20 protein-coding genes are annotated in these 23,276 nt (G+C 54.4%); 12 read left to right on the forward strand and 8 right to left on the reverse strand.

Features of this window, described 5'->3' with window-relative positions; translation table 11 throughout:
- Positions 1–63 precede the first annotated feature (63 nt).
- From ACL7TT_RS04395 to ACL7TT_RS04405, 3 genes are read right to left on the reverse strand one after another with little or no spacing between them, the layout of a single operon-like run.
- Positions 64–2,745, reverse strand: coding sequence for an efflux RND transporter permease subunit (locus tag ACL7TT_RS04395; protein ID WP_413393462.1), 2,682 nt, complete (start codon positions 2,743–2,745; stop codon positions 64–66).
- A 9-nt stretch (positions 2,746–2,754) separates the two neighbouring features.
- On the reverse strand, positions 2,755–3,861 hold the full coding sequence (locus tag ACL7TT_RS04400; protein ID WP_413393464.1) for an efflux RND transporter periplasmic adaptor subunit: 1,107 nt from the start codon (positions 3,859–3,861) through the stop codon (positions 2,755–2,757).
- Between the two features lie 3 nt (positions 3,862–3,864).
- On the reverse strand, positions 3,865–5,187 hold the full coding sequence (locus ACL7TT_RS04405; RefSeq protein WP_413393466.1) for a TolC family protein: 1,323 nt from the start codon (positions 5,185–5,187) through the stop codon (positions 3,865–3,867).
- Between the two features lie 380 nt (positions 5,188–5,567).
- On the opposite strand from ACL7TT_RS04405, the gene ACL7TT_RS04410 reads away from it, so the two are divergent.
- The 9 genes from ACL7TT_RS04410 (at position 5,568) to ACL7TT_RS04450 (ending at position 14,711) form a co-directional block, all read left to right on the forward strand.
- Positions 5,568–6,275 (forward strand): TVP38/TMEM64 family protein, encoded by a 708-nt coding sequence (locus tag ACL7TT_RS04410; protein WP_413393468.1) that lies wholly within the window; start codon positions 5,568–5,570, stop codon positions 6,273–6,275.
- Entirely contained in the window at positions 6,275–8,515 is a 2,241-nt protein-coding gene (locus ACL7TT_RS04415) for a hypothetical protein (protein WP_413393470.1), read from the forward strand. Before ACL7TT_RS04410 ends, ACL7TT_RS04415 begins: the two co-directional genes overlap by 1 nt.
- On the forward strand, positions 8,512–9,786 hold the full coding sequence (locus ACL7TT_RS04420) for a glycosyltransferase (RefSeq protein WP_413393471.1): 1,275 nt from the start codon (positions 8,512–8,514) through the stop codon (positions 9,784–9,786). Before ACL7TT_RS04415 ends, ACL7TT_RS04420 begins: the two co-directional genes overlap by 4 nt.
- Positions 9,787–9,794: 8 nt before the next feature.
- Entirely contained in the window at positions 9,795–12,218 is a 2,424-nt protein-coding gene (locus tag ACL7TT_RS04425; protein ID WP_413393472.1) for an endonuclease/exonuclease/phosphatase family protein, read from the forward strand.
- A 346-nt stretch (positions 12,219–12,564) separates the two neighbouring features.
- Positions 12,565–13,248: a Bax inhibitor-1/YccA family protein gene (locus tag ACL7TT_RS04430; RefSeq protein WP_299944884.1), complete on the forward strand. Its 684-nt coding sequence runs from the start codon at positions 12,565–12,567 to the stop codon at positions 13,246–13,248.
- A 66-nt stretch (positions 13,249–13,314) separates the two neighbouring features.
- Positions 13,315–13,707 carry a sulfurtransferase complex subunit TusD gene (gene tusD / locus ACL7TT_RS04435; RefSeq protein WP_413393474.1) on the forward strand — a complete coding sequence of 131 codons (393 nt, stop codon included), beginning with the start codon at positions 13,315–13,317 and terminating at the stop codon, positions 13,705–13,707.
- A 2-nt stretch (positions 13,708–13,709) separates the two neighbouring features.
- Entirely contained in the window at positions 13,710–14,072 is a 363-nt protein-coding gene (gene tusC, locus ACL7TT_RS04440) for a sulfurtransferase complex subunit TusC (protein ID WP_413393476.1), read from the forward strand.
- Between the two features lies 1 nt (position 14,073).
- Positions 14,074–14,367: a sulfurtransferase complex subunit TusB gene (tusB, locus tag ACL7TT_RS04445; protein WP_413393477.1), complete on the forward strand. Its 294-nt coding sequence runs from the start codon at positions 14,074–14,076 to the stop codon at positions 14,365–14,367.
- 8 nt (positions 14,368–14,375) lie between these two features.
- The gene (locus ACL7TT_RS04450) at positions 14,376–14,711 is read left to right on the forward strand and encodes a TusE/DsrC/DsvC family sulfur relay protein (RefSeq protein ID WP_413393479.1); all 336 of its coding nucleotides are present in this window, start codon (positions 14,376–14,378) and stop codon (positions 14,709–14,711) included.
- 6 nt (positions 14,712–14,717) lie between these two features.
- On the opposite strand, the gene ACL7TT_RS04455 is transcribed toward ACL7TT_RS04450, so the two are convergent.
- Positions 14,718–15,122: a secondary thiamine-phosphate synthase enzyme YjbQ gene (locus ACL7TT_RS04455; RefSeq protein WP_413393481.1), complete on the reverse strand. Its 405-nt coding sequence runs from the start codon at positions 15,120–15,122 to the stop codon at positions 14,718–14,720.
- Positions 15,123–15,177: 55 nt separating this feature from the next.
- Between ACL7TT_RS04455 and trmA the strand changes: the two genes are divergently transcribed.
- Complete coding sequence (gene trmA, locus ACL7TT_RS04460) at positions 15,178–16,266, forward strand: tRNA (uridine(54)-C5)-methyltransferase TrmA (protein WP_413393483.1); 1,089 nt, start codon at positions 15,178–15,180, stop codon at positions 16,264–16,266.
- Between the two features lie 671 nt (positions 16,267–16,937).
- Positions 16,938–17,321 carry a hypothetical protein gene (locus ACL7TT_RS04465; protein WP_299944871.1) on the forward strand — a complete coding sequence of 128 codons (384 nt, stop codon included), beginning with the start codon at positions 16,938–16,940 and terminating at the stop codon, positions 17,319–17,321.
- A gap of 222 nt (positions 17,322–17,543) precedes the next feature.
- Here the strand turns inward: ACL7TT_RS04465 and ACL7TT_RS04470 are convergent, their stop codons facing one another.
- On the reverse strand, positions 17,544–18,089 hold the full coding sequence (locus tag ACL7TT_RS04470; RefSeq protein WP_413393485.1) for an NADPH-dependent FMN reductase: 546 nt from the start codon (positions 18,087–18,089) through the stop codon (positions 17,544–17,546).
- Between the two features lie 432 nt (positions 18,090–18,521).
- On the opposite strand from ACL7TT_RS04470, the gene ACL7TT_RS04475 reads away from it, so the two are divergent.
- Positions 18,522–20,477: an aconitate hydratase gene (locus ACL7TT_RS04475; protein WP_413393487.1), complete on the forward strand. Its 1,956-nt coding sequence runs from the start codon at positions 18,522–18,524 to the stop codon at positions 20,475–20,477.
- Positions 20,478–20,784: 307 nt separating this feature from the next.
- On the opposite strand, the gene ACL7TT_RS04480 is transcribed toward ACL7TT_RS04475, so the two are convergent.
- The 3 genes from ACL7TT_RS04480 to ACL7TT_RS04490 all read right to left on the reverse strand — a co-directional run bounded on the left by ACL7TT_RS04480 (position 20,785) and on the right by ACL7TT_RS04490 (position 23,237).
- Positions 20,785–21,258 carry a GAF domain-containing protein gene (locus ACL7TT_RS04480; protein WP_413393488.1) on the reverse strand — a complete coding sequence of 158 codons (474 nt, stop codon included), beginning with the start codon at positions 21,256–21,258 and terminating at the stop codon, positions 20,785–20,787.
- Positions 21,259–21,398: 140 nt separating this feature from the next.
- Positions 21,399–21,851, reverse strand: a complete 453-nt coding sequence (locus ACL7TT_RS04485; protein WP_413393490.1) for a hypothetical protein — start codon at positions 21,849–21,851, stop codon at positions 21,399–21,401.
- 183 nt (positions 21,852–22,034) lie between these two features.
- Complete coding sequence (locus ACL7TT_RS04490; RefSeq protein WP_413393492.1) at positions 22,035–23,237, reverse strand: Wadjet anti-phage system protein JetD domain-containing protein; 1,203 nt, start codon at positions 23,235–23,237, stop codon at positions 22,035–22,037.
- Between the last annotated feature and the right edge of the window lie 39 nt (positions 23,238–23,276).

Below are 23,276 nucleotides of genomic sequence, written 5' to 3' on the forward strand. Positions count from 1 at the left end.
AGGGAAAGTGGAGAAAACTCCGGGGCTTTGACTGCCTGGCCAAGGTCATCACCGGAGTGAAGTTCAAAGATGGAGAGGAGGTGTCAACAGCCGACCAGAGCGCTGCTTAATCTGGCTTTTTGAACACCAAAATTGACAATAACTCCGGATGTCTTCCCGTTCCTGCTCAGAGCCTGTTGTCACACGGCCTGAAACCCGAATCGCAAATGGATAAGTGACCGGCGTTAATTCCAATTGGCGAACATCCAGGTCAGCTCCGGGAATCTGCTCACTCAACGCCTCCTGAATCAGGGGGACAAGTATGGGTGTTAAGTCTTTGTCACTGAGCCTGATGATAATTTGGCCATAATTCGGTTGCTGCTGTTGTGGATTTATTGTGAACCAGAACCTGGGGGCGCCCCCACCCAGAGTAGCGCTTAGTGACTCTAGCATGGGTGGACTGTTTTCTTTCCCTCTTTCCCGTTGATACTGTTCAATGGTCTCCCAAATCACCCGCTCCGCCCGCTTTGCAACAGTGTTTGTTGTATCAATGTTCGCATCGTTTTGCAGCCATATATCCACATAGGACAGATACTGAATATCACTTGGAAAGAATGCATTTTTCAGCTGGGTTTTGAGCAGAAATCCCGGTATGAGAATAATTGCCGTTACCAGGAGCACCTGCTTGCGGTTGTCTATGGCCCAGCTGGCCGCACGGTAATACTGTCCGGTCAGGCCCTGGCTGCGCCTCACCTCCAGACTGGGTAGCGCACGCTGTGGCCGGCGCAGTATCAACTGGCCAATAAACGGAAGAAAAGTCATGGAAACGATGCGCGAAGCAATCAGGGCGGCGGACATAACAATCGGCAGACTGTACAGAAAGTCCCCCTGGTTTCCGGTCAGCAACAGGAAGGGCAGATAAGCGGCGACATTGGTTAATGTCGCGAAAAAAATGGCTTTGGCCAGAAGCGTCGGCCCCAGCCAAGCGGCAATCATTGAGGGTTTGCCGACGCTCATCTGCCGCTGAATGGCATCACCCGCCACTACCGGATCATCCACCAGAAGCCCCAGAGCGATGATCAGGGCGGCAATTGAAACCTGCTGAATATCGATGCCTAAAAGATGAATAAAACCAAAGGTCATCGCCAGGGTAACGGGGATACAGACCATCAGCAAAACTGCAGTACGCCAATCTGAGAAGCCAATAAAAGCGACAATAACAACAAGAACAATGGCTTCGAACAATGCTTCGGTAAATAAACCGACACTCTCCCTCACCTGCCTCGGCTGATCCGATACCCGCTCAATAATCAGGTCGTCGGGCAGTTCGGCCCGCACCTTTTCAATAAGCTGGTCCAGGTTCTTCCCCAGCTGGCCAATCTGCTTGCCATCAAGCATCTGCACCGAAAGGTTGACGCTTCGATTGCGCTGCCAGAGACCATCCTTTGTTCTGCTGGTATAGTAATTCAACAAAGGGGGCGGAATTTGATAGCCCATGGAAACATCGGCAATATCGCGTAAATAGACGGGCGTACCTTGTGCATTTTGTGCGACAACCACATCATTAATTTCCCCGGACCTGGTAAAATCCCCGCTGGGCATTATTGCGATATTCAGATTCCCCACAGAAGCTGTGCCTCCGGGGATGACTGTGTTGCGCGCATTGAGCGTTGCGGCAATCCTGTCTGGGCGCAGGCCGTAAGACGCGAGACGCTCCTGGGAATAGACAATGTGAACCTGCTGGCGCAGGACCCCGGAACGCAGCACCCGCTTGACCTGCGGAATTGTACGGATATTTGCCGCAATCAAATCGGTAAAATCGTCCAGTTGGCGATAGCTGTATTTGGCCCCCGCTATAGCGTCAAGGCGCTCGCGGGTATGCTCCGGAAGCCGCACAACACAGGGCGCCCAGGCATCGGGGAAAAACCTTTGTGCACTGAGCCGCTCCCGCAGGAAAATAGCAACTCCCTGTAGCAGTTGTGCGTCATTTTTATCGGAAATAAAATCCACCCCGATATAGCCGGCGCCACTGAGTATTTTGAAGTCGTCCCCATAAGCCTTTGACTTCAGCCATTGTGCGAACACCTTCAGAGACGGTAAAAAACGCCTCCCCTCAACCGTAAATGGTAAGCCAATGACAATGCTAACGCGCTGCCACCCATGCGGGGGCTGTTTGCGCTCAGTGCGCACGCCGTTAATCGCCGCACGAATATTGCGCGCATGCAAACTGATCTCTGTGGACCCAGCCCTGGGGCTCGCCACTGCCAACAACACGGCTGCGGTATCGCCAAACTCCGTATTCAATTGGGTCATTTCTGCGCCGGCAGGCAACCGGCTCTGTGTATCTTCCAGTTTCAGATTGAGATCGTTGAAGGCCTTGGTAACATCGGTTTTGGGTGCGAGCTGGGCCTGCACCATGGAGATACCGTTCAGTGTCAGGGACTTGACCGCAAATGTCCGGGCATCCGGCTCATGCAGGTATTCACTCTCGGTAATGGCGTTCTCTATCTGGCGGGTAACCAGTTCCTCAACCTGTATCGCACCCTGCCCCGGCCATTCGGTTGTGGCCATGGCAATACGCACGGGAATATTGGGATCTTTGCTTTTGGGCATCATCAGATAGGCAAACAACCCCCACAATAGGACGCCGGTGAGTAGCGCCCAGGAAATGCTTGGGTTTTCGACAAAGAAACGCGCGGTATTGAAGCGGTGCCGGCTTTCAGCCTCGATCATCTCCTCCCTGTTTTTTTTCCGCTCACCTGCCATAGCCCACCCTCAAGGCACCACTGTTACGGGCTGACCATCCTGCAATTGGGCGGCACCGGTTGAGACAACCCGTTCACCGGCTGTGAGCCCTTGTAAAATGGCAATATCGTTGCCGAGCACCCGGCCGGAAATGACCGAACGCCGCCTTGCCCGCAATACACCCTGATCACTCTCAAGCACAAACACGGCAAATCCCGTACCGCCGACAGACTCTGTCACCAGACAGGACAGGGGTATCACCACCTGGTTGGGAGGAATCTTGGCCTTGTCCAGGATGAGGGACATGATCATTCCGGTTTTAAGCAAAGCATTGTGATTGGGGAGCGTCACCGTGATCGCAAAGACCCTTGTGCGCTGATCGGCCTGCGGTGCAACTTCTGTCACCTGCCCCGAAAAAACCTGGTGGGGAAACGACTCTGTGCGCATGGTCACCACACTCCCGGGTTTTGCGTCTTTGAGCACAATATCCGGAACCGAGAACACCACTTTTACGCGAAAGACGTCCGCCACAACGAACCCCACCGTTTCCGGGTGTACTAGGGTGCCCACCTCGATTCTGCGCTGGAGAATAACGCCGGATAATGGTGAGCGCAGTACCGTATCGTTCAGTGCCTCTTCGGCTCTATCCAACTGCGCTTTGGCGCCGACGACAGCGGCCTGGCTCACCTCATACTCCTGTCGCGCAGTATCGTAATCGGGCGCAGTGATACTCGCCGCCGCAAACAGGATCGTAGCGCGTCTGAAGTCGAGATCGGCCTTACGCCTGGTCGCTTCCGCCTCACTCACCCTGGCGACAGCCTCAATCACCTTGTCCCGGTATTGCTCATCGTTGACTTTGGCAAGGATCTGCCGGTCGGCAACATAATCACCCGCCTGCAGGATACGAACCTCCCCCAAAGCCTCCCGGCTGGAAATTTCCTCGATATAACCATTGGTACGAAACGCCACATTGACCTGGGTGTAGGGCGTTACCACAGCGGAATAGGGAGAACCCCCGACAGCACTCTGCCCATCGGCCACAGAGACCCGAACTGGCCTGGGCTGTTTTACCGGCGGTTCCCGGTGGCAAGCCGCTAGGCTGAACAGGGCGAGGCAATAAATAAACACACGTAACATCCGTTACACTTCCCCAACGGCTTTTTGATACTCCGCCAGGGCGCCCCAAACAGAGAGTACAGCGCTGTTGTACTTGCTGTTGGCACGATCCAATTGGGTTTCCGCCTCCAGCACCTCCGACAGCAGGGCAGTCTGCTGCCGATAGCGATTGCTCATTACGCGCACCTTTTCCCGATAGGCAGCCTGGAGTTTTCGGGCAACACCAACCGATTCCTGCGCAGTCTGCAGTTTGCGCAGGCTTTCCCGCACCTCGATTTCAATCCGATTGCGAATCTCGGCTACCTGCACCTCGGCTCCCGCTATCCGGTGTGTGCGAACGGCCAATTCATCGCGTTTGCGCCCCCAGTCGAAAAACTCCCAGCGCATATCCACAGCGATAAACGCCTCTGCATCGGGAATAACCCGGGTGTTGTATAGCCTGAAATAGCGAATATACAGATCTACATCCGGAATATATTCAGACTTTTTTGCTTCGTAACTATAAACCGCTTTTTTGACTGCCAGTCGTGATTCGAGAAAATCGGCGCGCAGTTCAAATGCACGCTGGAGGGATTCGCTGGTGTCGTAAATTACCCGATGCGGAATGGACAGATGCTCAATTTGAAATGGGGTTTTCACATCCCGCCCCAGCAGTGCGTTCAGGCGCTCCTTGGCAGTTGCCATTGCATCGACGCGCCTCCGGCGTTCGAGTCGGCGCTGTGCCAGCCGCGCACTGACATCAAGTAGCTCATACTCCAAAGCCACCTGCTGGTCGACATCGTTGCGCACCTCGTCACGCAGCACACTTAAAAAGAGTATCGCCTCATCAATCGCATTCAATTCGGCGAGAATCCTGTCTATCTCGAAATACTGTAGTTTGACCAGATAGGCCACATCCTGCTGGGTCCAACGTATTTTTTGCACCGCCATATCGGTGCTCACATCGCCTTCAGAGATCTCCAGTGCAATAGTGTAAAGGCGTGTCAGAGGCTGCCTGGCCCCCAGAGAGAAAAGTTTGATGGTTCCCTCTTTGGAGGCAAGTTCGATATTTTCCGGTGGAATGGGGCCGATAGGCGAGTCGGGAACCCAGGTCCCCTCCCTGAAAGTGTAATTCTGGCGGGTAAAGTTATGTTCTATTGCAGCATCCATTTCCAGATGGGGGTAACGGCGGGTCTTGAGCGCTTCGACGCTATCCCCGGCTTCATCCGCCTGCAGCGTCGCGCTCTGCACACGCAGATTGGTTCGCACCCCCATTGCCACCGCGTCATTGAGTGACAACAGAGGCTCGGGCACGGCACTCCAGGCAGCACCGGCGAACATCCATATTGCGAAGCCGCCCTTGAACAACGATTACCCCTATCCCGACAACGGCAAAAGTCCGCCCACTGCGCAAAGGTATTTAAGAAAGACCCAGTAAGTATATGTGCTGCTGACCCGACACTCAGGTACTGCGCCTATCCTTACGCCAGCCTGTTGTTTCCCCAAACTATTCCCATTTGCTATAGCTTTTTATTTTTTAATTATAATTTTGCGAGAATGCACAGCTTAGGAGGTTAGGCTTACGCTGCCTGCATAGGAATCCTTTCGATCCCCCCATTGTTACGTCAAATCCACCCTAAAAAATCCCCCAAACGTCAATATGAGGTTTCACCTGCCGTTGTCCTTTGGCTAGGCTAATAATTGGCGGCGATCAAATCCGTACTACGTGGGTTTCCCGGACAGTTTTTATGTCGGCGAAGTTTCTACCAGTTGCAGCGTTTACTGTGTGCCTTATCGCCGTGGCCGGAGTGCTCAGCCTGTTATTTTATTTTGACCTGGATGAACAACTGATCGAGCTGCTCCAATGGCTCAACGACCGCGGCTGGCAAACAAGCCTGCTTTTTATCCTGATTATGGCCGCAGCGGTGATCCTGCTGCTGCCCGGTGTCATATTTACCATGGGTGCCGGATTTGTTTTTGGGGTGCCCAAAGGCTCCCTCCTGGTGATCGTCGGCACTCTACTCGGTGCCACTATCGCTTTCCTCAGCGCTCGCCATCTCTTTGGTGAACGGCCATCACGGTGGGTGATGTCTCATATCAAATCGGCAACCATCGGCGAGGTCATTCGGAGTGAAGGGTGGCAGATGGTGATGCTGACACGCCTGGTACCCTTGTTCCCCTTCAAACTTTCCAATTACTTTTTTGGGCTGACACCCCTAAGGCTGCGGGATTTTGTATTGGGCAACACACTCGGCATCATCCCCCTCAGTGTTAACAACGTCTATGTCGGCTCCATTGCCGCAGATCTGACCTCTCTGGGCAAGGTGGAAGAGCGCACACCCCTTCAATGGACCTTGTATATCGCGGGTTTTGTCCTGGCGGTAGCGGCCTTGATCGGCCTCACTCGTATGGCGCGTCGCGCCCTCAAAAGAATCGTTCAAGAAGAGGATTTGTAATGCCTTGGATGAAATGGCTGCCATGGCGCTTCTTTGTACGTCGATTCGCCACAGCCCACGGCTTCCTGGACCCTTTGACACTGATGGCGCATCTGCAGCGCTTTGCCGAGCCCTCGGAGGTGAGTGAACCCATTGAACTGTTGCGGGCCGGAGCGGTATTTCACGCGCGCGCATTGATCAACAGCAAGGTCATTCAGCACAATCTGGACTGGGTCTGGCCCTACTGGATCCAGCGCCAGTTCGATCCCCGGGATAAATCCTTTATACCCCGCGCCTTCTCCATCACCCATTGCAACCTCAGTCACCGCAACTGGACCGCAGTGGGGCTGCCGAACTGCGAGGCGCTGCCGGTTGTGGACCCCCGCGGACTGCTCACGCCCCACTATGATGGCTGGTCCATTGATGCCTGGGTGATTAGTGACGCCGGCGATGTATTGACGCCCTCCACCCTTCCCTACTGCAAACAGTATCAGGATCTGGACAATATTGCCGTAGTCACTGAATCCGCCCATAAAAACCTGAAGCTTTGCAATCGCGTACAGGTGAAAGTGCGGCCAAAAGGCCCCTGCTGCACCATGGCGCTTACCGCCAGCTGCAACGGCGGTGGCTGGCTGCTGGTGGTACTGCGCCCCTGCAACCCCGAGGGCGTCAGCTTTGTGCATAAGGTGCGCTTGGCGAGTAATCGCCGGCAATGGCTGATTGAGGGCGGGCCCGCTGTTGAGTTCGGACAAGCCGCGGACAAACACCTGGCGTCCAACTACCGCAGTGGCGATATTTTCCTGCACCTTAAAGATGAGAAGGGACGTATGCAGGGGGAGTGTGAGGTGGGCATGGCCACGGCGGCAGCCATGTTCCGCATTGAGCCGCACAAACCCCGCAAGCTGGAAGTCTCTATTCCCCTGGCTACCGATACACACGAAGATAAATCTGCCACACCTTGGCAGGATAGCCTGGAGGGGCACTGCGCCCTTCAGGTGCCGGATAAGGACTTCCAATTCCTCTACGATGCTGCGATCCGCACCCTGATCCTGCACTCTCCCAAGGATGTGTATCCAGGCCCCTATACCTACAAGCGCTTCTGGTTCCGCGATGCCACGTTTATGATTCAGTCGCTGTTATTTACCGGGCTGACGAAGCGGGCAGAGCGGGCACTGGACCAGTTTCCCCAACGACAAAAACGCGACGGTTTCTTTCACTCCCAGGACGGGGAATGGGATTCCAATGGGGAGGCTCTGTGGATTTTTGACTGCTACTGCCAAATGACCAACAAACCCCTAAAACAGGCCTGGTGCGAACCCGTGCTCAAGGGTGCGAAATGGATTATCGGCAAACGGCTGTCGCAGGATGGCAGCCGCTGCGCCGGTCTGCTTCCCGCTGGTTTCAGCGCTGAACACCTGGGTCCCAACGACTGCTATTACTGGGATGACTTTTGGGCTGTGGCCGGCCTGCAGGCAGCCGCTGCCATCTGCACCCGGGAGGGGATCGACGAAAGCGCCCATCGTTTTAACGCTGCAGCCAGTGCATTTCAGCATACCATCAACGAGAGCCTGGCCGGTGCTGAGCGCAGATTGGACCGCCCGGCGATGCCCGCCTCCCCCAACCGGCGACTGGACGCGGGTGCCATAGGCTCCATAGTCGCCGGATATCCGCTGCAGCTCTACCCCCCAGACGATCCCCGCCTTACTGACCTGGCCGACTACCTGATCGACAACTGCTTTGTCAGCGGTGGTTTTTTTCAGGATATGATCCACTCGGGGATCAACGCCTACCTGACCCTGCATATTGCTCAGGTCCTGTTGCGGGCCGGGGACTGGCGTTGTCATGAGCTAATGAAGAATGTAGCGCGTCTCGCCTCTCCCACAGGCCAGTGGCCAGAGGCGATTCACCCCCTCTCTCTCGGCGGCTGTATGGGAGATGGGCAGCACGCCTGGGCCGCAGCCGAATGGGTTGCCATGCAGCGCAATTGTTTTGTCCGGGAAGAGCAGGACACCCTGGTCTTAATCGCGGGTCTGCCGCCGGAATGGATTGGCGACACCACTTCCGGGAAACCCATCCGTTTCGGCCCCGCACCCACCCGATTTGGGGCCATCACCCTGGAAATCACTCCCGGTATCAACCCGACAATATCCTGGAAAGCTGACTGGTATGGCAAGCCGCCAGTTATTTGCGTCAATCCTCCCGGCTACAAACCCACACGGGTTGCGGAAGGCTTGCAACACGTGGAGTTGAGCGCCCAATGAATATTGTCATGCTCACCAATACCTATTTGCCCCACGTCGGTGGCGTTGCGCATTCGATCGCTGCCTTCAGCGCCGAGTACCGCAATCGCGGCCACAAGGTATTGGTGGTTGCGCCGGAATTTCCGAAAACAATACCCGATGAACAACATGTCCTGCGGATTCACGCCATCCAGAATTTCAACGGCAGTGACTTTTCTGTCGCCCTGCCCTTTTCACTGGACCTGAGTGAGCGGCTGGATAAGTTCCAGCCGGATATCGTGCATGCCCACCACCCCTTTCTGCTCGGCATGACCGCCCTGCGGGTGGCTCGGGAGCGGGAGCTGCCACTGGTATTTACCCACCACACCTTATATGAGCACTACACACACTATGTCCCGGCCGACTCCCAGGTCCTCAAGCGCTTTGTGATCGAGCTGGCTACCCGCTACGCCAACTTAGCGAATCTGGTGCTGGCACCCAGCTTAAGTATCGCCAAGCTGTTGCGGCACCGGGGTGTGCAAACGCCCATTGCCGAAGTGCCTACCGGTGTGCAACTGGAACAGTACGCCAATGGGGACGGCAGCAAAGTACGCCGCCAACTTGGTATTCCCAAGTCTGCATTTGTGGTGGGGCATCTCGGCCGCCTGGGGCGGGAAAAAAACCTGCGTTTTCTGTGTAACGCCGTGGCTGAATTCCTGCAGGCGGAGAAAAACGCTCATTTCCTTTTCGCCGGCAGCGGCCCGCTGCAAGAAGAGTTGCAACAGATTTTTGTGCAGCGGGGCCTCGCTGAACGTTTGCACATGCCCGGCACCGTGCTGGGCAATTGGCACCGGGATAGTTACAACGCCATGGATACTTTTGTCTTTGCCTCCACCACGGAGACCCAGGGGCTCGTTCTTTCCGAAGCCATGGCCGCAGGCATCCCGGTAATCGCCCTAAACGCCAATGGTGCGCGGGAGGTAGTGCGCGATAGAGTCAATGGCCGCTTGGTCACAGAGGAGAAAACCCGCAGTTTTGTCCAGGCAATCCACTGGCTGCACCAGCTTCCCCAGGAGAGCCGCCACGCTCTGATACGCCAAGCCCGCAGTACTGCAGAAGACTTCTCCATGAAAAGCTGTGCCCAGCGCGCCCTGGACCTCTATCAACCCCTGCTCAAGTCCGGTTGGCCCATGGATGACTCCCTGTATGCCCAATGGATGCGATTGGGCAAGTTGATCGGTGCTCAGTGGGAGATTCTAGAGGGGCTGACCGGGGCCGCAGGCGCAGCCCTCAGCCAAACTCCGGAGCAGTAAGCGCACAAATGTTAAGCCGAATCGGTCTCTCCATCAGGCGCTGGCGCCGCCGTTTTAGCCGCAGTGAATGGATAGCGCACCTACTCGGCCTGCCCAGCAGCAGGCGGCAACCCCACGCTCCCGGGCTGATTCTTATCCAGATAGATGGTCTCGCCTATCCCGAGTTACGCAAGGCTTTGGCAGTGGGCCGCATGCCCTTTTTGAAACGGCTGATGCGCAGGGAGCACTACCGTTTGCAACACCTGTATCCGGGCGTGCCCTCAACAACGCCCGCCGTGCAGGCCGAGCTCTTTTACGGCGTGCGCCAGGCCGTACCCGCGTTTGGTTTTCTGGTTCACGAAACCCAGAAACTCGGGCGTATGTACGACCCCGAAGTGGCGGCACTGGTGGAAAGCAGAATCAACACCCAACAGCGGGATCCGCTGTTGCGCGGCGGCAGTTGTTACCTGAGCCTGTTCCGCGCGGGTACGCAGACCGGTGAAGCCCATTTCTGCCCAGCGGACCAGGGCTGGGGGCCGGCATTGCGCAGCTCCAACCCGCTGACGGTTTGCATGCTGATATTAACCAATATCTGGAGTCTGTTTCGCACCGGCGCGCTGATTCTGCTCGAATTGTTACTCTCACTGGTGGACTTCGTACGCGGCGTCATCCAGGGCCAGGACTTGCTGAGAGAGCTGATGTTTATCCCCACGCGGGTGGGCATCACGATCCTCACACGGGAACTCTGTACTATGGGTGTGAAGGTCGATATTGCCCGCGGCCTGCCCATTATCTACGTCAACCTACTAGGCTACGACGAGCAGTCCCACCGTCGCGGCCCGCGCTCGGCCTTTGCCCATTGGGTACTAAAGGGGATCGACGATGCCGTGGCGCGCATCTGGCGCGCGGCGCACGCAGCAGACCGACGCCATTACGATGTATGGATCTTTTCGGATCACGGCCAAGAGCAGACACAACCCTATGCAGAGCGTTACGGCCGCAGCCTGGGGGACGCCCTGTCGGAGGCCCTGTCGGGCCTGTGTGAAACACTGGAAATCCCGCCGGGGCACGGCTCATGCGGCGTTCAACTGGAACGAAAGCGCCTGTTTGGCAGCGAATGGATGGATAAAGCCTGGGAGCCGGAAGACGCCACCCGAAAGGAGGGCAACCGGCCACTGGCCCTGACGGCCCTCGGACCACTGGCGATGCTCTACAATGTGGAACTCACCGGCGTCAGCAGGTCGCAAGTAGCCAGAACCATCGTTGAGCAGGCGCATGTGCCGCTGGTACTCTATCGGGTCGACCCCAAGTCTCGTTCATCCCCAGTGCACGGCTGGTGGAAACACGGCCCCGTACGCCTGCCGGAGGATGGCCGCAAATTGATGGGGGATCAGCATCCCTATCCCCATCAGGCCATCGCCGATATGGCCAGCCTATGCGGCCACCCGGATGCCGGGGATTTCATGATCTACGGCTGGTGTGCCGGGGAGCGACAACCACTCACCTTCGCGATGGAAAACGGCAGCCATGGTGGTGCGGGGCCCAATGAAACTCAGGCCTTTGCCCTGATGCCGGAGGATATCCAGCCACCGGACCCCAGGCTGGGATACTGGCGCCCGCAGGACCTGCGCTCCGCTGCCAGGGCCTACCTGCGCGGCGCCCGCCCTATGAAGGTGCACAAACACAGGCGGCCACAGGAAATCCTCAGAGTGATGACATACAACGTGCATAGCTGCCGCGGCGTGGACGGTACCCTCTCACCCCAGCGCATCGCCAGGGTAATCGCCCGCTACAGGCCCGATATTGTCGCCCTACAGGAACTAGATGTTATGCGCAAACGCAGCGGAGGACTGGACCAGGCAGAACGGTTGGCGCGATTGCTAGCCATGGAAATGCACTTCCAGCCGGCCATCAACCTTGAGGAAGAGCGTTACGGTGACGCCATCCTCACCCATTTGCCTGTCCGGCTCGTAAAGAGAGGAATATTACCAGGTCCACCCAAGGATAAAGGCCGCCTTTTCAACCTGGCTCCCAATGAGCCCCGCGGCGCTGTCTGGGTGGAGATTGAGCACAATGGCAACCGGTTACAAATCATCAACACACACCTGGGACTTTCCCGTGCCGAGCGCCTGCGGCAGGTGGATGCCCTCCTGGGGCCCGAATGGCTGAATAACCCTCGCTGCATAGGGGAGCGGATTTTACTCGGTGATTTCAACGCCCTGCCCAATTCCGCCGAATGCAGACGTTTGGGGGGGTATTTGCGCGACGCACAGGAACAGGCCCCTCAGCACACCCCCACGGGGACGTTTCTCAAGGTGCGTATTGACCATTTATTCCTTAGTGCCGGCCTCACGGTGAAGGAGGTGTGTATTCCCCGCACCGCACTCACCCGCAGGGCCTCTGACCATCTTCCATTGATCGCCGATATCGAAGTGCCATTCAGGGCGGGCTGAAGCGGGCGCTCTTGAAAAAAGGCGGCCTACCCCCAACAATAAGCGGAGAGGTTTCGACTAAATCCCTACAGATATAAGGGGCTTGTCGAGCGAGAACAAACTTTTAGCCACGCGTATTTATCCGCAAAACCAGTAGAATTCTGCACGGGGAAAGGCCAGGTTGAACCACCTGCAAGCCCCTAAATACCGGTTACTTCGCCCAGTTATCCCGTAGTTTCGAGGCGCAAATCAAACCGGTGGTGGAATTTCTAGTTGGTTGCCGGGTCAATATAAGGGATTTCCCGACTTGATGGTCCCCACTGCGGGCTATATGATTCCGATATCAATTCATAGCAGGAGCCGCTTAATGCAACCGCAAACTTATTCACATACCCGCGCACAGGACCGCTCGGAATCGACGAAGGTGTTGCGCAATACCTATGCCCTGTTGGCTATGACCGTCCTTTTCAGTGCCGCTACCGCCGGTATTGCCATGGCTTTGGGCATGGGCCGCGGCGTGGGCCTTATCTGTTCCCTGACAGCACTGGCCCTGATCTGGTTTGTACTACCGCGCACTGCTAACTCCAGCGCCGGTATTGGCGTTGTCTTTGCATTTACCGGTTTATTGGGCGCTTCTATCGGCCCACTGCTCAACCATTACCTGGGTCTTGCTGGCGGTGGCCAGATTGTTATGCAGGCTCTGGGAACCACTGCAGTGATCTTCTTTGCCCTGTCCACCTATGTACTGACTACCCGCAAGGATTTCAGTTTTATGGGCGGCTTCCTGTTTGTTGGCCTGATTGCCGTACTGGTTTGCGCCCTGGGTATGCTAATCGCCGGTTTCTTCGGTCTTTACCTGCCCCTGGCCAGTGTTGCCCTGAGCGGTGTTATCGCCCTGTTATTCTCGGGTTTTATCCTGTATGACACCAGCCGCATTATTCACGGGGGTGAGACAAATTACCTGATGGCGACTACAGCCCTGTACCTGGATATCCTGAACCTGTTCACTGCCCTGCTCCATATCTTCGGATTTGCCTCTTCCGACGACTGACAGGCAGCTGTTGTTGCGCTATTTTCAATGCCCCGCAGCGCGGGGCATTTTACTGTTCGGCCCCCTATGAAATTTTCCCTGGCAGTCTACTCTGCGCCCTACAGCGCCCAGTCCGCATCTAGCGCCCTGCGGTTTGCCAGGGTGCTGTTGGCACAGGGGCACGAAATTTACCGGGTATTCTTCTATTGTGACGGTGTGCAAAACGGCAACACCCTCGCCGCCCCTCCCCAAGACGAGACGGACCTGATCGCCCAATGGCAGGAACTGCAGCGCCGGTATCACCTGGACCTGGTGATCTGTATCGCCGCAGCACAGAGGCGCGGTGTACTCAGTGAACGGGAGGCGAAGCGCCTGGAAAAACCTGCTGCGAACCTGGCCGATGGATTTGAACTGGCTGGTCTCGGCCAATTGGTGGACGCCGTGGCGCATTCCGAGCGCCTGGTAACCTTCGGAGCGTGATCATGAGCCACAGCACAATCGCCCTCTGCCGCACTCCCCCCTATGGCAGTGCCATTGCCCGAGAGGGACTCGAAGCAGTGCTGACATCTGCAGCTATGGAGCAGGAGATCGACCTGCTTTTTCTTGGGGACGGCATTTTCCAGTTGCTGGATCACCAGTCGCCGGAAGAGATCGGACAAAAGAGCCTGCGCCGCAACCTGCTCGCATTGCCTATGTTCGGGATTGAGCAGATCCTTGTTTGCCATAAGAGTCTCAGAGATCGAACAATCACCCTCGATCAGGTGCAAATTCCCGGTGTTGAAGTGAAGACAATCCGGGAGCCAGGTACCCTTATCGCCGCCTACCACTGTGTCTTGAGCTTTTAGGATGACCTTGCATATTGTTAACCAGTCTCCGTTCAGCTCAAACGCTCTACAGGATTGCCTGGAGAGCTTTGCCCAGGGAGATGCTTTGCTCCTGATTGAGGATGGCGTTTACGCCCTGCAGGGTGACTTTTTCCGGGCCATCCCTGGCGCGCGGATTTACTGTCTGGAAGTGGATACAGCCGCGCGCGCCCAGGAAGCCACAGCGTCGGCAAAACCCAATGTAGAGGTGATTGACGATATCCGCTGGGTGCAGCTCTGCACGCAACACAATCCCATCGTCAGCTGGTTTCGTTGACACTGACTATGCGTAAGCTGGATGTGGAAGGCCGTAAAATCCCCCTGGACAAGGAGGGCTACCTGCGCGAACTGTGCGACTGGAGCCCCTCGGTAGCCGTGCAACTGGCACGGGCGGAGGGTATCGAACTGACGGAGGCCCACTGGGAAGTGATTAAACTGCTGCAGGAATTCTATCGTCGGTTTGAGCTATCCCCAGCGATGCGCCCTCTGGTTCACTATATTCGCCAGCACCTGGGCGCAGACAAAGGCCGCAGTATCTACCTGATGCAGTTGTTTCCGCCCAGCCCGGCCAAGATCGCCAGTAAAATCGCCGGCCTCCCCAAACCCACCAACTGTCTGTAGCCACCGCTACAAGTGTAAAATAATTCGCCGCTGCCCGTGTTTGTGGCGGTGCTCCCAAAGGTAGATACCCTGCCAGGTACCCAACATCAAACGGCCGCTCTGAACAGGAATAGACAGGCTCGCTGCGGTTAGTGCCGATTTGATATGGGCCGGCATATCGTCTGGACCTTCCTGGGTATGGGTGTAGAGACCGTCGCGCTCGGGCACTAGCCGGTTGAGCCAAGCTTCCAAATCCTCGCACGCACTGGGGTCGGCATTTTCCTGAATCAACAGGCTCGCCGATGTGTGCTGAATAAACAGTGTACAGAGCCCTTCGTCCACCTCCTGCAGGGCAAGCCAGCCCGCAACCTGCCGGGTAAACTCGTACAACCCCTGCCCGTGCACCCTGACTGCAATCTTACCTATTGCCATACGGATTCCTTTATAATGCGCACCCTCCCTGTAATTGCGACTACTGTATTTTAATATGGCACTACACCGCGCGAACACCGATGACTATCAAGACCAGTTGTACAACAAGGCCCAACGCCTGAGGGAAGCATATCGGGAATTTACCACATTGGAACTGGAACTATTCCCATCCCCACCCAGCCACTACCGTTTGCGGGCTGAATTCAAGATCTGGCATCAGGACAACACGGCCCACTACGCCATGTATCGTCAGGGTGAACATAAAAAACCCTTCATTATAGATACCTTCACTATTGGCTCCAAGCTGATGAATCAGCTGATGCCTGTCGTCCTCAAAGCCATCAATGGCTGTGAAATACTGCGCAAACGCCTCTTCTCCGCCGAGTTTCTCACGACCATGAGCGGCGATGCACTGATCACCCTGATTTACCACAAGAAACTGGACGAAACATGGAAGCAAGAGGCCCGCGCTCTGCAGGACATGCTCGGCTTTCCGATCCTTGGCCGCTCGCGCAAGCAAAAGGTAGTACTGGCGCAGGACTATGTAACGGAAAAATTGGAGATTGACGGCGAGCAGTACCAGTACAAACAGGTGGAAGGCAGCTTTACCCAACCCAATGGCGAAATCTGCCGTTCTATGATCCATTGGGCCAAACGGGTTTGTGGAAACGATAACAGCGATCTGCTGGAACTGTACTGTGGCAATGGTAATTTCACTATTCCCCTGAGTAAAAATTTTGAAAAGGTGTTGGCCACTGAAATATCCAAAGTCTCGGTGAAGTCTGCCTGGGAAAATATCCGTGCAAATGGTGTCACCAACCTAAACATCGTGCGCCTGTCCAGCGAAGAATTAACCCAGGCCATTGACAAGGTGCGCCCCTTCCGACGCCTTTCAGACATTGATCTGGATTTCTACAATTTTGGTACTGTGCTGGTGGATCCACCGCGCGCGGGCCTGGACAAAAACACCTGCGCAATGGTGGCCCGCCTCCCACGGATTCTCTATATTTCCTGTAACCCGACAACTCAACTGGAAAACCTGAAACTGCTGAGCAAGACACATAGCATCGAACAATTTGCTTTGTTCGATCAATTCCCCTATACAGAGCATACTGAAACCGGACTGTTATTAACCCGTCAATAAAGAAGGGATTCATGAGCGGCCTTCTAGCCACTTGCATCCTTTGACCCCCAAAACAGATATAAAAACCACACAGGGCCATTTCAGAGGTGCGATTGACTATCATCTCACATACAATACTGCCCCGACTCAGTCAGTTAACATTTCCTCAGTTTAAAATATACATACAACCAGATTAACGGAAAATCTTATTGAGGATAAAGTTTAACGTGAAGGACTCAAATCACGCTCGGTAGGGACGACATCGGCACCCAAGATTTACAAATATACTTAATGCCTGGGGTTTCAAATGCGTTGGCATATCTGGTTGATTTACGAATACCAGCCTACCCCCTCTGAGATCCGGGCGAAATTAAAATAAGTGGCAGGTCAGTCACCTTACAATCGACTCAATCAGACGTCGGAGTGAACCTGACTCGCAGCAGCAAGCAGAAATAGTTAATTCTGGAACATCTTACAGTGCTGGTTCCAGATGCTACCCCGAGGAAATTAATTAGAACGTTCTTTGACTTTTATGTGAACATCATAAGAAATCACTACTTGGGAATTCTCCATTATCGCATTGCATTCTTAAAAATTCATGCTTTAGCAACCGAACTATCCACCAGCGCATATTGGGACAGCACACCCAATTGAGTAGACTTGTTGCCAAGTTGGGAGAAGGAGACATCATCATGCGTTATTTACTTTCTTTGGTACTGTTATTCTCTCTTGCTGGTTTCAGCTATGCGCAAGAGCGCTTAACACAGCTTCCGTCTAACGCTGCCACAGTGCAGATTCTTGGTAAGACCTACTATCAAAGTGGTAACACTTTCTATCGCTTTGATGAAAATAGTAGATACTTCTATCAAGTACAGCCCCCGACTGTACTGCCCAGATACCAGCAACCAACAGACATGTCGGTCCGTGGTAGATGGCATCATCCCGAGATGGGTCTGACTCGGGATCAGGTAGAAGGTTGTCGTAATGCCGCTGCTGATAAATCTAATGCCAATCCATCTATAGGAGGCAAGATTTATATCAGAGAATACCATAGGTGCATCGGCAACCTGCGTTAATAGGAATACACTGCAAATACCAGAATCATAAACTCAAAGGATCTGTTGCCAACCAGTTCAACCCACTGGTTGGCGTCTTTTTGATGTACTTTTGAAGCGCTATGCAGGCAACAAGTGGGCAATTCATTAGGCTGCTCAATGTCCAGCTACATTTTGAACCCCTGAAACGCCAGCGCGCCTATAATTTACTGCTTTCCGAGCCAGGTTAACAGCTGATCCCTCTCAGGCATGCACCATCTTTTTCAGACTCTGCATCTGTTTCTGTACCAGCTCCACCAGCTTGGGGTCGTTCAATCGCCCCTGGTGATCAAAAGCTCTGGAAGCGTCACTGAGCATGATCTCAGGTTCATTGAGAACCCAAGCATTTAAAAACACCATGACTTGGCGCAAATGATATTGGCATCGACAAGTGCCCATGCGGCCAGGACTGGCACCCATAATGGCGACCGGTTTATTGTAGAATCCTTGGGGTTGATATCGGGATAGCCAGTCAATGGCATTTTTTAATACTCCGGGAATAGAGTAATTATACTCTGGCGTGACTATTAGTATGGCATCCGCGTCAATGAGCAGTTGATTCAGTCGATCAACACTGTCAGGAAAGCCAGCATTCTTTATCTCCTCGTTGTACAACGGTAAATCACTGAGGTTACCCAGAGAGAATTCCAGTTCCCTGGGTGCCAGTTGAATGGCTTGATGCAGCAGCCTTTTATTAAAGGATTCTTGCCTAAGGCTGCCGCAGAGGGCCAACACAGCAGTGGAACTCATATTATCGTTCTCGATAGAGGTATTGCATTGAGTTTAGCTAGGTTATTGATTTCATTAGATGTTTTATATGACATTCTGGACGGGTATTTTGGTTTCCATTGCCAAAATCTGACCGGCTACTCCCGCTGTACTCTCTTATTTTTAGCAGGCTCTATAAGTAAAAGCCGTATAGCAGCCAGCATTTGCCGAAGCACACCGCCATCAAAGGAACTGATGCAGGTCATATGATTGTCTGTGGCAAAAAAACAGCATCTTTCGTATCGCGTCAAATACAACAAGTCCAAGGACCATACACACTGTACTGGATACGACCAACGAGAGCGGGGCCATAACCACAAATTGGCCCTTTTACGCTGAACTACAATGGGCGTGACTGTAATAAGCCGCAGGTGGTGTTCTCCAGCGACAGAATCTGCATTCAAGGGTACCTATATGACCATGAACCTGGCACAGAAACTGATCCAAAGTCACCTCGTCAGCGGCAATTTAGAGCCCGGCAGTCCGATAACCATCAAGATCGACCAAACCCTGACCCAGGATGCCACCGGCACCCTGGTGATGCTGGAATTTGAGGCGTTGGGATTGTCGCGGGTAAAGACCGAGATCTCCGCTCAGTATGTGGACCACAACCTGCTGCAGACCGATTTTAAGAACGCCGACGACCATCTGTTTCTACAGAGCGCCTGCCGCAAATTCGGGCTTTGGTTTTCGCGCCCCGGTAATGGCGTCAGCCACCCGGTGCATATGTCCTGCTTCGATATTCCCGGCAAAACATTACTCGGCTCCGACAGCCACACCTGCGCGGCCGGCTCCATGGGTATGCTGGCCATAGGCGCAGGTGGCCTGCAAGTGGCCATGGCTATGGCCGGCACGGCCTTCCCGCTGAAGATGCCAAAAGTGCTTGGCGTTAAGCTCGAAGGCGAGCTGCCCTCTTGGGTGAGCGCCAAAGACATCATCCTGGAAATGTTACGCCGGCAGACAGTCAAGGGCTGCGTGAACAAAATCGTTGAATACTATGGCCCCGGCCTTGTGAAATTGACGGCGATGGACCGTCACGTCATCGCCAATATGGGTCAGGAGATGGGGGCTACGGCCAGTGTCTTCCCTGCCGATGAGGCGGTAAAATCCTTTCTGAAACAACAGCAGCGGGAAACTGATTTCGTCGAAATGAAAGCCGACGAGGGCGCGAACTACGATGAAAATGACACCATTGATTTATCCAAACTCGAGCCACTGATTGCCTGCCCCTCCAGTCCGGACAAAGTGGTCGCTGTTCGCGATGTGGCAGGTCGCCCTATCTACCAAAGCTATATTGGTTCTTCCGCCAACCCGGGCCTGCGGGATTTCGCGATACCTGCACACATGGTCACCGGTCGCCACATTGCCGATGATGTCTCTTTCGATATCAATCCAACCTCGCGCCAATTGCTTGAGGAAATCAGCCGCACTGGGGATTTGACAAAACTGCTCGAAGCCGGCGCGCGGTTACACCAAACCGGCTGCGGCGGTTGTATTGGTATGGGTCAAGCACCAGCCAGTGGTCGCATCAGCTTGCGCACAGTGCCACGGAATTTCCCCGGTCGTTCCGGCACTGCGGAGGACCAGGTCTATCTATGCAGCCCCGAAGTCGCCACCGCCAGCGCACTGAAAGGCGAAATTACCGATCCCCGTGACCTGGATATGGACTACCCGACTTTTCAGGAGCCGGAACAGCTGCCGGATATTCGTCCACAACTGCAGCCTCCAGCAGAAATCCCCGTAGCCGTTGAGCTGATCAAGGGTCCAAATATTAAACCTCTACCGGACTTTGATCAGTTACCGGGCAGTTTGACGGGCCCTCTGCTACTCAAAGCCGGCGACAATGTTTCCACCGATGAAATACTCCCCGCCGGCGCGGAGATACTGCCGCTGCGCTCCAACATCCCCGCTATCAGTCGCTATACCTTTTCCAGAATCGATGAAAACTTTTATCAACGCGCGAAGAACCTGAACGGGGATTGCTATGTGGTCGGCGGGGAAAACTACGGACAAGGCTCCAGTCGCGAACATGCTGCCATATCATCGCGCTACCTGGGTGTTCGCTGCATAATCGCAAAAAGCATGGCGAGGATCCACCGACGCAATCTCGTAAACTTTGGCGTGCTGCCTTTGCTTTTTGATAATCCAGGTGATTACGATCATCTCAAGCAGGATATTGTATTGGAAATTGACCAGCCAATCGACCAGCTAAAATCGGGCAAGCCGATAGAATTAAAAGTACCTTTACCTGGTGACAGTATTTATCTGCGGCACGATCTATCAGAAGATGAGATCCAAATATTGGAAGCTGGCGGTCTGATTAATGCGGTGCGAGAGCAGCGCTCAGAAATGCCCGACCAGACTGCGTGAGTGTTCATTGGATAAATGCCATTAAACCATGTACAGCATCGCTCGCAAAACCGCCAAACTGTGTAAGGTGCCCCCTACGGAAGACTTCTCAATGACGTTGGTGTACTTTGCTATCCAAGCCTACTCATAAATGAACAACCCGAGGATGTTTAAGCCGATGGCACTTTTCACATTCTTAATTTGTTCTCGAATCATCGGCTCATCCAGGCCAGTAGTACAAACATAATAGCCCCTTCACAAAATCAAGCTGTTTTGCTCTATTTCAACGCTCGGGGCCCGACCATCAGAGCACCCATGCCACAGAGAATCAGTTCACGGGGATTTCGGAGGCACTCAGTAGCACTTGTGTGAAAGCCTGCAGTCCCATCAAGTCTGCTTCAGTAAAGCGGGCAACCCTGGGACTGTCGATATCCAGCACACCCAGACAGCGTCCACTGACAGTGTAAAGCGGGATAACCACCTCGGAAGCGGAAACCGCATCGCAGGCGATATGGCCGGGAAACTGGTGTACATCATCAACCAGTTGGGGTTCTCCGCTAGAAACCGCTGTGCCGCAGACACCGGCGCCAACAGGGATACGAGTGCAGGCTGGCCTGCCCTGAAAGGGCCCCAAGCGCAACTCATCGCCGTGGAGGATGTAGAAACCGGCCCAATTGATATTTTCCAGCGCCATAAACAGCAGCGCGCTGGCATTGGCGGTATTGGCCAGCCAGTCCCGCTCTGCCGAGAGCAGGCCTTCCAGTTGACTATTCAATGATGCGTAGAATTTGTTTAATGGCATTGCCGGTTCGCCCCCTCACAATCAGTGGCTACAAACAGTGTCCGCTACAAGCAACAGACCCACGAGATACCTGGCGCGGAACGCACCAGAAGACAGGTATTTTGCGGCCTTTCAAGCTGAAATCAATAGATGGCGGAGAATTACTGGTAGGGGTCCAGTACTTCCTGCTCCTCAGATTCTCCCTGGTATTGGTCTGCATCTACAGTGGGGTGTGACCAGTCACGATCATCCTCCCTGCTGCCATCATTGGACCGGATCGCCGGCGGCGCCGTGGTGACATCAGAGGCAATCAAACCACTGGATGTACCTTCAAGCCCTGTTCCAACGACCGGTTGGGGTGCCCCAGAGCCGGGTACCTCACGGCGGATCCGGCTGGCCATAGTGCTCAGGTTGGGCCGGCGACGCTCGGCAAGCTTCACAGTCTTCAGCTCGCTGTTAAGCCGATTGACCTCTGCCTGCAGATCGCCCATCTGTGCCTGCAGTTGGGTAATCTGGGTCAGCACGCCTTTCACCTTGCGACTTTCCTGCTCGTACAGAACAGCGGCGCCGCCAAAGGCCAAAACAAAAATAACCAAAATGGAAAATTGACGCATAAAATCTCCAAAAACGTTCCTTCTTATTTTTAAGAGGCATTTTTACCCTAAATTTACTGCATCTTCCGAGATATTGCGCATAAAAACAGATTTGAAAAATGACCAAAGGCTTTGATATAGCCATTTTTTAAGGGCTGGAATAATTTTATCGGATAGCGATCCAGGCTATCTCCAAAAGATAAATTACAACAATCCAGCCGGTAACTCGCCAAATTCTGCAGCCTCTTGATCCACATGGCACTGGTAGGTTGTCATAGCCGGTATCAGGGTACCATCTGCATATTCACAGCCGATTTTTTGGATCGGTTTTTGCCGCTCCTTATCCGCCTGCAGAGGGGCATGTCCTCTCCCCGCGCAGAGGGTATCCAGTAACAAGTCATACCCCGGACGCCAGCACCGCAATTCAGGAAAGCTCTTTTTCAATGCGGCGCCAATACGCATCCCTTCATAATCCAGGTCTCCCCAGAAGAAAACGGGTAGCGAACGCGAGCTATTCCTATACCACCAATGGAGAAATTGTTGCCGAACATCTTCACTGGCTGTATTAAACGTACCAAACCGAGCGATCTCATGATTGCGAATACGCTCGGCCCCACCCCGATAACCCTCGCTATAAACCAGTGCGGTATGCATGGGCTGCTGTTCCGCCAGGCTAATAAAAGTATCCTGGTTTTCGATAAAAATGACCTGCTCATATTGCGCGGGCAGATAAATGTGGAGCAACAACTGGCGCTCCTGGATTTTCCGGCTCAGTTCTGGATACAAGTTGCGCACCAGGGACTGGCGGCTGTGCAATTCAAGGTATTTGGAGTCCCCCTTAAAACAGCGCGCGGCCAATTGTCGCCAAGAAATTTTCTTGGCAAATACCAGCTCTTTTCCTACGGAGGCCCAGCAGGAAACCATCTCTTCTACAGATTCAAACCCCAACTGCAGCTCCAATCCATCCATGGGAAAAGCGGTGGGATTTTCAAAGCGGTCAGCGTAAGGTTCAAGCAGCGTAGTCCAGACAGCTTTACGCAAATTGGGGGGTGGGCGATTGAGCCACAGGCGCAACTGTTCCTCACAGGCATCCCGAAAGATCAGCTGGGCACCCTGCCACTCCGCAACACCCGGGCGCCGTTTGGGATTCGGCTTTATTGCAAAGCACTGGTATTTCCTGGCGAAGTGTTGGAGTTCATCCCACAACGCCTGCTCATCTTGAGTCGGGTCCCTGAGTGGCTCCAACACCGCTTGCCAGCGCTTACTGCCGGCGCGCAGATCCAGCCTGAAGCTGATACGCGCTTCCGTGCCCCGTTCGAGCTGGCTATCCCGCTGATCCAAAATAAAATGCAGGATTCCGATCAACAGCGGGTTCTCTTCCACCCAATAGGGCAATGCCTTTTCCATCAGTTGCCTCCCTGCCAATGGTGGGGGTTCACCCCAAGC

The sequence above is a fragment of the Microbulbifer jejuensis genome (genome assembly GCF_047289955.1).
In the GTDB taxonomy this organism is placed as follows: domain Bacteria; phylum Pseudomonadota; class Gammaproteobacteria; order Pseudomonadales; family Cellvibrionaceae; genus Microbulbifer.

Coding starts and splice junctions, on each gene's coding strand:
- ACL7TT_RS04490 (WP_413393492.1), bottom strand. CDS start 23,237: ATGGAAAAGGCATTGCCCTATTGGGTGGAAGAGAACCCGCTGTTGATC.
- ACL7TT_RS04400 (WP_413393464.1), bottom strand. CDS start 3,861: ATGTTACGTGTGTTTATTTATTGCCTCGCCCTGTTCAGCCTAGCGGCT.
- ACL7TT_RS04455 (WP_413393481.1), bottom strand. CDS start 15,122: ATGGCAATAGGTAAGATTGCAGTCAGGGTGCACGGGCAGGGGTTGTAC.
- ACL7TT_RS04470 (WP_413393485.1), bottom strand. CDS start 18,089: ATGAGTTCCACTGCTGTGTTGGCCCTCTGCGGCAGCCTTAGGCAAGAA.
- ACL7TT_RS04415 (WP_413393470.1), top strand. CDS start 6,275: ATGCCTTGGATGAAATGGCTGCCATGGCGCTTCTTTGTACGTCGATTC.
- ACL7TT_RS04465 (WP_299944871.1), top strand. CDS start 16,938: ATGCGTTATTTACTTTCTTTGGTACTGTTATTCTCTCTTGCTGGTTTC.
- ACL7TT_RS04480 (WP_413393488.1), bottom strand. CDS start 21,258: ATGCCATTAAACAAATTCTACGCATCATTGAATAGTCAACTGGAAGGC.
- ACL7TT_RS04420 (WP_413393471.1), top strand. CDS start 8,512: ATGAATATTGTCATGCTCACCAATACCTATTTGCCCCACGTCGGTGGC.
- ACL7TT_RS04410 (WP_413393468.1), top strand. CDS start 5,568: ATGTCGGCGAAGTTTCTACCAGTTGCAGCGTTTACTGTGTGCCTTATC.
- trmA (WP_413393483.1), top strand. CDS start 15,178: ATGGCACTACACCGCGCGAACACCGATGACTATCAAGACCAGTTGTAC.
- ACL7TT_RS04485 (WP_413393490.1), bottom strand. CDS start 21,851: ATGCGTCAATTTTCCATTTTGGTTATTTTTGTTTTGGCCTTTGGCGGC.
- tusB (WP_413393477.1), top strand. CDS start 14,074: ATGACCTTGCATATTGTTAACCAGTCTCCGTTCAGCTCAAACGCTCTA.
- ACL7TT_RS04425 (WP_413393472.1), top strand. CDS start 9,795: ATGTTAAGCCGAATCGGTCTCTCCATCAGGCGCTGGCGCCGCCGTTTT.
- tusD (WP_413393474.1), top strand. CDS start 13,315: ATGAAATTTTCCCTGGCAGTCTACTCTGCGCCCTACAGCGCCCAGTCC.
- tusC (WP_413393476.1), top strand. CDS start 13,710: ATGAGCCACAGCACAATCGCCCTCTGCCGCACTCCCCCCTATGGCAGT.
- ACL7TT_RS04430 (WP_299944884.1), top strand. CDS start 12,565: ATGCAACCGCAAACTTATTCACATACCCGCGCACAGGACCGCTCGGAA.
- ACL7TT_RS04475 (WP_413393487.1), top strand. CDS start 18,522: ATGACCATGAACCTGGCACAGAAACTGATCCAAAGTCACCTCGTCAGC.
- ACL7TT_RS04395 (WP_413393462.1), bottom strand. CDS start 2,745: ATGGCAGGTGAGCGGAAAAAAAACAGGGAGGAGATGATCGAGGCTGAA.
- ACL7TT_RS04450 (WP_413393479.1), top strand. CDS start 14,376: ATGCGTAAGCTGGATGTGGAAGGCCGTAAAATCCCCCTGGACAAGGAG.